An 11431-nucleotide genomic window follows, 5' to 3' on the forward strand; every position below is an offset into this window, starting at 1 on the left:
ACGCTCTTCCGATCTTCCTCCAGCTGAGCTAACCGCCCCACGCCGCTTCCATAGGGGTTGGATGGGGTTTCTGGCAAGGCCCCACGTGCAGCCGCTTCAGGCTTGGAAGCAGAATATCCAAACCCATCTAGCCTAAGAAAAAGGCCCCGACAGGTCTGTCAGGGCCCCTTCCCGCCTTAAGAGCGCTAAAGCCTAGTGCGCCGTAGCAGCGCTTGGGTCGCCTGCCTCTGGCAGACGCTTCGCTAAGGCTTCGGCGGCATCTTCTGGGTTCCAATCAATCGCGACGATGGGCCGGGTCAGGGCATGAACCAGAACTTCATCTGCGGTTGACACCGGAATAATGGTCAGGCCCTGCTTCACATTTTCTGGAATGTCTTCAAGGTCCTTCTCATTCTCTTTCGGGATCAGCACGGTTTTGATGCCCGCCCGCAAAGCGGCCAAGAGCTTCTCCTTCAAGCCACCAATCGGCAGAACCCGGCCACGCAAGGTGATCTCGCCGGTCATGGCAACCGAGCGCGATACCGGATTATTGGTCAAAAGGCTGACAATCGCCGTCATCATGGCAATCCCTGCCGATGGCCCATCCTTGGGCGTTGCCCCTTCGGGCACATGCACATGGATGTCGGTCTGGTCAAACAAGGTAGGCTTAATGCCAAAGTGCGGCGCACGCGCTTTCACATAAGAACTTGCCGCCGAGATGGATTCCTTCATCACGTCGCGCAAATTGCCCGTGACGGTCATGCGGCCTTTGCCGAACATTTGCACCGCTTCAATCGTCAGCGTGTCGCCACCAACTTCAGTCCAAGCCAGACCCGTGACGGCCCCGACTTGATCCTCAGTCTCGGCCTCACCAAAGCGCACCTTGCGTACACCCAAATAGTCTTTGACATTTTCAGGTGTGATCGCGACGGTTTCTTTCTTCTTCTGGCTGATCTCGCGCACGGCTTTACGGGCCAGATTAGCGATCTCACGTTCAAGGCTGCGCACACCGGCTTCGCGGGTGTAATAGCGGATCACTTCCCGCAAGCCTTCGTCCGACAGCGAGAATTCACCCACGCGCAGACCATTGGCGTCGATCTGCTTTTGCAACAAGTGCCGCTTGGCGATTTCCACCTTTTCATCTTCGGTATAGCCGGGGATGCGGATAATCTCCATGCGGTCCAGCAAAGGCTGGGGCATGTTGAGCGAGTTGGCCGTGGTCACGAACATCACATCTGACAAGTCATAATCGACTTCCAAATAATGGTCGTTGAAGGTGCTGTTTTGTTCGGGGTCCAAGACCTCCAACAAAGCTGCTGCTGGGTCGCCACGATAATCGGCACCCATTTTGTCGATTTCATCCAACAAGAAGAGCGGATTGGCGCTTTTTGCCTTTTTCATCGATTGAATGATGCGACCGGGCATAGAGCCAATATAGGTGCGGCGATGGCCACGAATTTCTGACTCATCGCGCACCCCGCCCAGAGACACGCGCACGAAATCGCGCCCGGTCGCTTTCGCGATAGACTTGCCCAGCGAGGTCTTGCCTACGCCTGGCGGGCCAACGAGGCACAGAATGGGGCCACGCAATTTATTGGTGCGCGCACCAACGGCCAGATATTCCAAGATGCGCTCTTTGACTTTTTCCAAGCCATAGTGATCGCCATCGAGCACTTGTTCTGCCGCATCAATATCCTTCTTGGTCTTTTTCTGCTTGCCCCAAGGAAGGGCCAACAGCCAATCAAGATAATTGCGAACCACGGTTGATTCCGCCGACATCGGACTCATTTGCTTCAGCTTTTTAAGCTCAGCTTCAGCCTTGGTGCGGGCTTCTTTGGAGAATTTGGTTTTGCGGATTTGCTCTTCCAGCTCCTGCAGCTCGTCACGACCTTCGTCCTGCTCGCCCAGTTCGCGCTGAATGGCCTTCATTTGCTCATTCAGATAATAGTCGCGCTGGCTCTTCTCCATCTGCCGCTTAACGCGGTTACGGATCCGGCGCTCAACCTGCAACACGCCCATTTCGCCTTCCATGAAGGTGAAGATGCGCTCTAGACGCTTGGTGGCGCTGAAGATTTCCAAAAGCTCCTGCTTCTGTTCCAGTTTGATGGCCAAATTGTCGGCAATCACATCCGCAACTTGGCTGGCGGTTGGCAATTGGCTGAGGCCCGAGACGATTTCGGGCGGAATTTTACGATTGAGTTTGACGTAATTCTCAAACTGCTCAATCGCGGTGCGCGACAGGGCTTTGGCTTCTGGGGTATCGGCGTCGAGGTCTTCGATCTCTTCGACTTGTACCGTAAACATGGGCTCAGTCGCATCAAAGCTTTGGATCGAAACCCGCGACTTGCCTTCAACCAAGACCTTTACCGTGCCATCGGGCAATTTCAGCAATTGCAGCACCGAAGCAATAACCCCAATCTTATGCACATCGCCTGGGCCTGGATTATCGGCGCTCGCGTCCTTTTGGGTCGCCAACACAATTTCCTTGTCGCTGCGCATCGCTTCTTCCAGCGCCCGAACCGACTTTTCCCGCCCAACAAACAAGGGCGAGACACGATGCGGGAACACGACGATGTCGCGTAGGGGCAGAAGCGGCAGAATACGTGTCTTGGTCATTTAGTTTCCTTAGACTTAGCCTGAGGCATCCTAATTCTTTTTTGGGGCGCAACTTTGATCCATGTGGATCAAAACGCGCTCCACAGGGAGATAGGGCGCCGTGTTGCGGGCTTTTGCAAGTCCGCGGTGATGTTATTCCACAAATGGATGCGCTTAAGCCTGCGTTCAAGGCCTGACCTGTTTCCGTGATTTGGCAAGGCGCAAAGATGTGATCGTAGTCCTAACCCCCAATGCGCTTACCTCGTCCTTGCTTCACACCGCGGGGCACCCTAGGGTCTTCGAAAAATATAGGCCGTCGATTGCCAATCTGGAGGAATAAATGCGCTTTAAATCAGTATCCCTGATCGTTCTAGCCTGCGCGCTTGCTGGCCAAGCCCACGCCAAGCCGCAAGGCCTTGAAGCCAGTATCACGCGCACGACTTATGGCATCCCCCACATCACCGCCAAGAACTGGAAGGGGATTGGCTATGGTGTTGCTTATGCCTATGCGCAGGACAATTTGTGCATGCTGGCCGAAGACTTTGCGACGGTGGCTGGCGAACGATCCCTGCATTTTGGGGCCAAGGAGAAAACCAGCCTCGGCTTTGACCCGCTCGACAATTTGGCCTCGGATACGTTCTTCCGGTCAAATTTGGATTTGGCAAAACTTCGCCGAGACGGCTTGAAGACCAGCAAAATCGCGCGCGACCTGACCGAGGGCTATGTTGCCGGCTATAATCGTCTGTTGCGCGATCTGGGACCAGAGCGTGTGCCAGAAGCGTGTCGCGGCAAGGCTTGGGTGCGCCCGATCACGACAGATGACATGCTGCGCCTCACCGAAAAGAACGCCTTGCGTGCAGGCGCTTTGGTTCTGGCCCAAGCCATTGCCTATGCCGCCCCACCCCAGGACGTGAAGGCTGAGAAAGTTGCTGCCCTCACGCTGCCCGATCCTGCTGCAGCTGGTCTTGGCAGCAATGGCTGGGCCTTTGGTGCCGAAACCACCGCCAATGGGCGTGGCCTGATTGTCGGCAATCCGCATTTCCCGTGGGCAGGCCCCTCCCGTTTCTATCAGCTTCACATCACCATTCCAGGCGTCGTCGATGTTATGGGGGCGACATTGGCGGGCTCTCCCCTGCCCACCATTGGCTTTAACAAGGACATTGCTTGGACCCACACCGTGACTGCCTCTAAGCATGCGACCGTATTTGAGCTTACGCTCGATCCAGCCGACCCCACGCGCTATCTGGTGGATGGCAAGAGTGAAGCGATGGAGGTGCGGCAAATTCAAGTGCCGACCCCAGACGGGCCAGTCCAGCGCACCGTCTATGTCAGCCGTTTTGGCCCCCTTATGGTCATGCCTGCCGCAGGCTTGAGCTGGACAAAAGAACGTGCCTTTGCCATCCGCGACGCCAATGCGGGCAATAATCGCCTGATTGATGCGTGGGTTGGCATGAATCTCGCCAAAAATGTCGGCGATATTCGCGACTCCGTGACCAAGACTTTGGGCATTCCGTGGGTGAATACGATCGCGGCTGACCGTTATGGCAATACGCTTTTGGCCGATGTGACTGCCGTTCCCAATGTCTCGGCGCAAAAGATCAAGGATTGCGCAACCCCGCGCTCTGCCCCCTTGGCCCAACGTCTTGTGATCCTTGATGGTAGCCGCTCTGCCTGTGAGTGGGATAAAGCACCGGGCACGCCCGTCCCGGGTCTGATGCCCGCCAGTGATCAGGCCATCATTGAGCGGCGCGACTATGTCGCCAATAGTAATGACAGCTATTGGCTCACCAATCCAAAGGCCCCCTATCGGGTCTTGTCACCCATCCTGGGCACGGCCGAAGTTGCCCGTAGTCTGCGCACCCGCTCTGGCCTGATCGAGATTGACCGCAGATTGACGGGCACGGATGGCTTTACAAGCACCAAAGTCGATCATGAAACCGCGCGCGCCATGCAGTTTGCCAATAAGACCCTCGCGGCTGAATTGACCCTCGATGCGCTTCTAGGACTGTGTGCCGATCAAGCAGATTTGGCTGCGGCCTGTCAGGCTCTAAAAGGCTGGGACAGGCTCTATAACAATGACAGCAAGGGTGCCTATCTGTTCTGGGCCTTTTGGGAATTGGCCGACCGGCTGCCGGGCAAATGGGCAACGCCCTTTGACCTGAAAGACCCCGTCAACACCCCCCGTGATTTGGTAACAACCGGCCCCGTTGCCGACCAGCTGCGCGGGGCTTTGCGGTCCGCTGCTGAACGCTTGACCAAAGAAGGCTATCCCTTGGATGTGGCTTGGGGAAATGTTCAATTTGTAACCCGCAATGGAGAGAACATCCCCATTCATGGTGCCCATGGCAATCTCGGCGTTCTCAATGTGCAAGTCTCCGAAAAGGTCGGAAATGTCCTCGTCCCACGCCACGGCACCTCTTACGTCCAGATTGTCGGCTTTGACGACAAAGGCCCAGTGGCCGACGCGATTTTGAGCTATGCGCAATCCACCGATCCTGCCTCGCCTTTTTATGCCGATCAGACCAAAGCCTATGCTGAAAAGCGCTGGAACCGCCTCCCCTTTACCCCGGCCGAGATCGAAGCCGCCAAAATAGGCGAGACGCTGAAGCTGAAAGAATAGATTTTATTTCCCCTGCGAGGGCTGAACCAAGCAGTGGGGGCCAAGGTCAGCCAGTTTCTTGACCCCCATCAGGGTCATATTGGTGCGCATCTCCGCTTCAAAAAGGGCTAGGAGGCGGCTTACACCCGCCTCCCCGCCTGCGGCCAAGGCATAAGCATAGGCCCGCCCCAGCATGACGGCGTCTGCGCCCAATGCCAGAAAGCGCAAGACATCTACCCCGCTTCTTATACCGGAGTCCGCAAGGACGGGGATAGATTTGCCCACGGCCTCAACAATTCCCGGCATTGCCGCTGCCGTCGATAACGTGCCATCAAGCTGTCGCCCGCCATGGTTAGACACGACAATCCCATCAGCCCCGAAGCTGACGGCGTCGCGGGCGTCATCCGGGTCTAAAATGCCTTTGATGAGGATTTGGCCCTGCCAAGTCTGGCGGATCCAATCAAGGTCCTGCCAGCCGATGCTGGGATCAAAATTCGCGCCAAGCCAGCCGATATAGTCCGCCAAACCCGTGGATTGGCCCCGATAGACAGAGATATTGCCCAGATCATGCGGCCGCCCCAAAAGGCCGACATCCAGGGCCCAGCGTGGGTGCAGCATGGCTTGTACCAGGCGCCGGGTTCCCGCCCAAGGACCCGACATGCCAGAGTGTGGGTCGCGATAGCGCGATCCAGGTGTTGGCATATCGACCGTAAACACCAAAGTCGTCACACCTAAAGCCGCTGCGCGGGCCAAGGCATCGGCCATAAAGCCCCGATCTTTCAAGACATAGAGCTGGAACCAGATGGGCTGGCTGGAAGCAGCGGCAATTTCTGCCAAAGGGCAGACGCTGACCGTTGACAGCGTATAGGGGATGCGGGCCTTGGCGGCGGCTTGTGCTGCCTGCACTTCCCCCCGCCGCGCCAACATGCCCGACAGGCCAACAGGACCCAGAGTTATCGGCAGAGCAAGGTCTTGGCCCAAAAGGGTCGTGGACAGATCGACCTTGTCCATTGCGTGCAGCACGCGCTGGCGCAGCAGGATTTTGGACAAGTCAGTCTCATTGGCTTTGAGCGTTACTTCATCAAGCGCCCCGCCATCGACATAGTCGAACAGGAAACGTGGCAGGCGCTGTTGCGCCGCACGACGAAAATCCCTTGGACTGGCAATGATCATTCCGCCCTGCTTCCTCAGACCGCTTGCACGCAACCTAAGCACAGGGCTGGGCTATCAGGCAAATCCGCCACTGGCATCTTGTTGCTGACACCGCACCAAACGACTGGTCAACACGGCGGCTTGGCGATGCTTGACGGCCTCGCGGTAGTCCGCATCGGTCACCATGGCCAAAAAGGCACTTGCACTGGGATAATTGGCGATGAAGATCGTATCCCAAGCCTCTGTTTCTGGGCCAGTAAGCATGGCTTGCATGGTCCCGCGCCACACAATCTTGCCGCCTAAGCGGCTGAAGATTGGGTCACTGGTGCGGCCATATTCCTTGTAGGCCTCTGCCCCCGTCCGCCCCAGCTTGGCATCTGGATGATCGGCGGGATAAAGCGCCAAAGGCCGGAACCGTACCTGATTGAGCATCCAGATCGGCTCATCCCGTGGCAGCGATTTGAACAGATCAAAGGCTGCCCGCGTTGGATCAACAAAGGCTTCGTCCGTCATCACCATGTCGCCTTATGTTTAGCCAGCGGCAGCTGGGGCTGCTTGATCGCGCCGCTCTGAATAGATCAGCAAGGGCTTCGCGCGGCCTTCAATGACTTCGCCATTGACCACCACTTCTTCCACACCCTCATAAGATGGCAGGTCGAACATGGTCTCCAACAACACCCCTTCGAGGATGGACCGCAAGCCACGTGCACCCGTCTTACGCGCAATGGCCTTGGTAGCCACACAGCGCAAAGCTTCATCGGTGAAGGTCAGCTTGGTGTTTTCCATCTCAAACAGACGTTGATATTGCTTGATCAACGCATTCTTCGGCTCAGTCAGGATTTGGATGAGCGCAGCTTCGTCCAAATCTTCCAAAGTCGCGAAGACAGGCATCCGGCCGACAAATTCTGGGATGAGACCGAATTTCAACAAATCCTCAGGCTCGCACTCGCGCAGCACATCGCCCGTACGGCGGTCATCTGGGCTGCGCACATTGGCCCCAAAGCCAATGCCAGCACCTGTGCCGCGACGCGAAATAATCGTGTCGAGACCGGGGAAAGCCCCGCCCGCGATGAAGAGGATATTGGTGGTGTCCACTTGCAGGAATTCCTGCTGCGGATGCTTGCGGCCACCTTGGGGAGGAACGGATGCAACCGTGCCTTCCATCAATTTCAACAGGGCCTGCTGCACACCCTCACCCGATACGTCACGGGTTATGGATGGGTTGTCTGACTTGCGGCTGATTTTGTCGATTTCGTCGATATAGACGATGCCGCGCTGGGCGCGCTCCACATTATAGTCCGACGCCTGCAACAGTTTCAGAATGATGTTCTCGACATCTTCCCCGACATAGCCCGCTTCGGTCAAAGTCGTGGCGTCTGCCATGGTAAAGGGCACGTCGATGATGCGGGCCAGGGTTTGGGCCAGCAAGGTCTTGCCGCAACCGGTTGGACCAATCAGCAAAATGTTCGACTTGGCCAGTTCCACATCGCCATTCTTTTGCGAATGTGCGAGGCGCTTATAATGATTGTGTACAGCCACGGCCAAAACGCGCTTGGCGTAATTCTGGCCGATCGCATAATCGTCGAGAACGTCCTTGATCTCCTGCGGCGTCGGCACACCGTCCTTGGATTTGACCAATTGGTTCTTATTCTCTTCGCGGATGATATCCATGCACAGTTCGACGCACTCATCGCAGATGAACACGGTAGGCCCTGCGATCAGTTTGCGGACTTCATGCTGGCTCTTGCCGCAGAAGCTGCAATAGAGCGTATTTTTTGAATCACCGCTGGCTGCTTTGGTCATGTCTACTCCAGTCCGTCACGGTGCTGCCAAAAGCAGCCACTGACGGTCGCTCCAAAAAGCTTTGTCCAGTCTTGCACGGAATCTGTCAACGATCCGTTGCAAAACTGAAGCAATTATGTTCACCCGCTTGGTCTTACGCAAAAACGAGGCCGTGCGGGGTAAAGGCGTGTTTAGCTCGTCAGACTTGGGTCTTCGCGCTTCACAAAAACTTCGTCCACGATGCCGAATGCCTTGGCTTCTTCAGCGGTCATGAAATGGTCGCGGTCCAAAGTTTTCTCAATCACGTCATAGTCTTGCCCCGTGTGCTTGACATAGATTTCATTGAGACGACGCTTGGTTGCGACAATATCTTCAGCATGGCGTGCAATGTCGGTCGCCTGCCCTCGGAAGCCACCAGAAGGTTGGTGCACCATGACGCGGGCATTTGGCAGCGCAACGCGGCTACCCTTTTGCCCGGCGGCGAGCAGAAGCGAACCCATAGAAGCCGCTTGGCCCATAACCACGGTGGAGACGGGAGAGCGGATATATTCCATCGTGTCATAGATCGACAGACCAGAGGTGACGACACCGCCTGGGCTATTGATATACATAGCAATTTCCTTCTTGGGGTTCTCAGACTCCAAGAAAAGAAGTTGGGCGCAGATCAAAGCGGCCATGCCGTCTTCGACCGGGCCAGACACGAAAATGATGCGTTCGCGCAACAGGCGAGAAAAAATATCGAAGGCCCGCTCGCCACGCGAACTTTGCTCGACAACCATTGGGACTAAGCCCAGTGCGCGTGTGATATGATCGGTCATAAAAGCCTCTTTCAGAACACGCCAATGCGTTCTGGAATGCTAGATATTGGCCCGCTTCGCCTCCGTTGCAAGGAGATGTTGCGGTTAATGCGGTTTGCAAGCAGTGAATGAAGGAATGGTGAAGGCCGATCCATCTACCCACAGGCAGCTGCAGACAAGCCTGAATTGACTGCAGTAGGGGATAAATTCGCGGGCTTGGCGCGGGTCTTCCCCTTTGCCCCTCGCAGGCAGGGCCGCGCGCTTGAGGCCCAGTCTGTTCATTCTATGGATAGAGTCTGGTGCCCTCACGGGCGGACAGACCAGCAAACACAGATGCATGCGTGGCTGTTACGCGCAATTCCTGCTATGTGGCCCGCCTTGGCGTGCTTTGAGGCCGCCCCCGCAATACCCCGCCAACTCTTCGGGCGGTTTCAGGATTACTATGCCCTTCCCTATTCTACCCGCCGTCTTTGAAGCCGCATTGACGGCGCAAGGCTATGGCGAGCCGACCCCGGTTCAAGCCGCCGTTCTTGCCGAAGAACGCGCCGATGCAGACCTTTTGGTCTCCGCCCAAACAGGTTCTGGCAAGACAGTTGCCTTTGGCCTGTCGATTGGCCCCACGCTTTTGGCCGGCGAAGACCGTCTTGGTCGCGGTGGTGCACCCTTAGCCCTTGTCATCGCCCCCACCCGCGAGCTTGCCCAACAAGTCGCCCGCGAATTGGAATGGCTTTATGCCAAGGCAGGCGCGCAAGTCGTTTGCTGCGTTGGCGGCATGGATGCCCGCCAAGAAGCCCGCAAGCTACAAGCGGGCTGTCACATTGTGGTCGGCACGCCCGGGCGCTTGCGCGACCATATGGAACGCGGGCGCGCCGATTTCAGCGCCCTGCGCGCCGTTGTCCTCGATGAAGCCGACGAAATGCTCGACCTTGGCTTTAAAGATGATCTCGAAGCCATTTTGGACGGCACGCCGGAAGAAAAGCGCACCCTCCTCTTCTCAGCCACCTTGGCCAAAGACATTGTGACTTTGGCCAAGCATTATCAGCGCAACGCCATTCGCATCGACACCACCACACGCGATGTGCCCCATGGCGATATTGAGTATCGCGCCATCCGCGTTGCCCCCAACGAGCTGGAATTGGCCGTGGTCAATGTCTTGCGTTTTTACGGCACAGGCGGGGCTTTGGTGTTTTGTGCAACGCGCGAAAGCGTGCGCCACTTATTTGGAAGCCTGCGCGAGCGCGGTTTTTCGGCGGTGGCGCTATCGGGTGAGTTGTCGCAGAAAGAGCGTACCGATGCGCTACAAGCGCTGCGCGACGGCCATGCCCGGGTTTGTGTGGCCACCGATGTGGCCGCACGCGGGCTTGATCTTCCAGACCTCAATCTCGTCATCCATGCAGAGCTGCCCCAGAACAAGGCCGCTCTTCTCCACCGGTCGGGCCGCACAGGTCGGGCTGGGCGCAAGGGGATTTCAGTTGTGTTGGTCCCCACCACGCGGCGCAAAAAGGCTGAGCAATTGCTGCATTCGGCAGGGGTTTCGGCCACATGGTCGGGTCCACCGAGCGCTGAATCCATCCGCGCGGCTGACCGCGACCGCTTGATGAATGATCCCATGTTGAAAGAGCCTGCGAGCGAAGAAGATGTTGGCCTCGCTGCAGCCCTTCTAGAAGCGGCAGGTCCCGAACAAGTGGCAACCGCGCTCATCCGCCTCTATCGCTCCCGCCTGCCAGAACCTGAAGATGTGTTTGAGCCCGTCCCAGAACCTCGTGGCCCACGGCCAGAACGGGGTGAGCGGCCCGCCCGTATGCGCGACCGGCCAGAACGTGACCCGCGTGACTTCGGCGGGCAAGAAGGCTCTGGCGCGCCTTGGTTCCGCCTTTCGGTGGGGCGCAATTCCAACGCAGACCCAAAATGGCTGATCCCGCTGATTTGCCGCCTGGGTCATGTCACCAAGAATGACATTGGCACTATTCGGATTTTCGATCGCGACACGGTGTTTGAGATCGACCCCCGCGTTGCCGACCGCTTCATGCAGGCCGTCTATAATCACCCAGATGATGCCATGCGGATTGAGCCTGCCAATCATCCAGGCAGCGCCAAGGGCGCGCCCCGCCGCGATGGCCCCAAAAAGGGCGGCAAAAAGGGTAAACCCAATGCGCCTGTAGCTTCTGGCGAACGCGGCCCTCGCGGCATCGTCGGCCCCCCACGCACCAAGGGCGGCCCACCCCCTTTCGGGAAGAAGTCGTTCAAAAAGAAAGTCCGCATGGACTGAGGGGACTTTATCACCCGCCTCCTGCCAACACCTTTAGCCCCGCGAGGAAAACCTCCGGGGGTTTGCCTTGTGCTTGGCTGAAGCAAGCAGAGGGGCCGGGGCGCTTGGAGCGCGTCAATTAAAGTGGGCCAGATTAACGGACTGGCCCGGAATACGACGCAAACCGTGCGCCCCGGCTGAAATAGTGCTGTGTGCTCAAGGGAGGATCATGAGCCCTCCTCGGTGGTGTCATTACCCCCGCCTAGTTCGCAAAGGCCT

At 57.3% G+C, this 11431-nt stretch carries 7 protein-coding genes; 2 read left to right on the top strand and 5 right to left on the bottom strand.

The features are described from left to right. Positions 1–192 precede the first annotated feature (192 nt). A complete protein-coding gene (lon, locus tag IOB61_RS13120) occupies positions 193–2595 on the bottom strand; it encodes an endopeptidase La (RefSeq protein ID WP_290817494.1) in 2403 nt (800 codons plus the stop codon). Between the two features lie 319 nt (positions 2596–2914). Between lon and IOB61_RS13125 the strand changes: the two genes are divergently transcribed. Then, positions 2915–5194 (top strand): penicillin acylase family protein, encoded by a 2280-nt coding sequence (locus IOB61_RS13125; protein ID WP_290817496.1) that lies wholly within the window; start codon positions 2915–2917, stop codon positions 5192–5194. A gap of 3 nt (positions 5195–5197) precedes the next feature. On the opposite strand, the gene lldD is transcribed toward IOB61_RS13125, so the two are convergent. The 4 genes from lldD to IOB61_RS13145 all read right to left on the bottom strand — a co-directional run bounded on the left by lldD (position 5198) and on the right by IOB61_RS13145 (position 8925). Further along, positions 5198–6346, bottom strand: a complete 1149-nt coding sequence (lldD, locus tag IOB61_RS13130; protein WP_290817499.1) for an FMN-dependent L-lactate dehydrogenase LldD — start codon at positions 6344–6346, stop codon at positions 5198–5200. A 54-nt stretch (positions 6347–6400) separates the two neighbouring features. Continuing rightward, on the bottom strand, positions 6401–6838 hold the full coding sequence (locus IOB61_RS13135) for a DUF1330 domain-containing protein (RefSeq protein WP_290817502.1): 438 nt from the start codon (positions 6836–6838) through the stop codon (positions 6401–6403). Between the two features lie 18 nt (positions 6839–6856). Next, on the bottom strand, positions 6857–8128 hold the full coding sequence (gene clpX / locus IOB61_RS13140; protein WP_085337922.1) for an ATP-dependent Clp protease ATP-binding subunit ClpX: 1272 nt from the start codon (positions 8126–8128) through the stop codon (positions 6857–6859). Positions 8129–8298: 170 nt separating this feature from the next. Beyond that, the gene (locus IOB61_RS13145) at positions 8299–8925 is read right to left on the bottom strand and encodes an ATP-dependent Clp protease proteolytic subunit (protein WP_085337921.1); all 627 of its coding nucleotides are present in this window, start codon (positions 8923–8925) and stop codon (positions 8299–8301) included. 421 nt (positions 8926–9346) lie between these two features. On the opposite strand from IOB61_RS13145, the gene IOB61_RS13150 reads away from it, so the two are divergent. Continuing rightward, complete coding sequence (locus IOB61_RS13150; RefSeq protein WP_290817506.1) at positions 9347–11173, top strand: DEAD/DEAH box helicase; 1827 nt, start codon at positions 9347–9349, stop codon at positions 11171–11173. Positions 11174–11431: the final 258 nt, after the last annotated feature.

Origin of the sequence: Aquidulcibacter sp., from assembly GCF_020253525.1 — a bacterium.
In the GTDB taxonomy this organism is placed as follows: Bacteria; Pseudomonadota; Alphaproteobacteria; order Caulobacterales; family Aquidulcibacteraceae; genus Aquidulcibacter.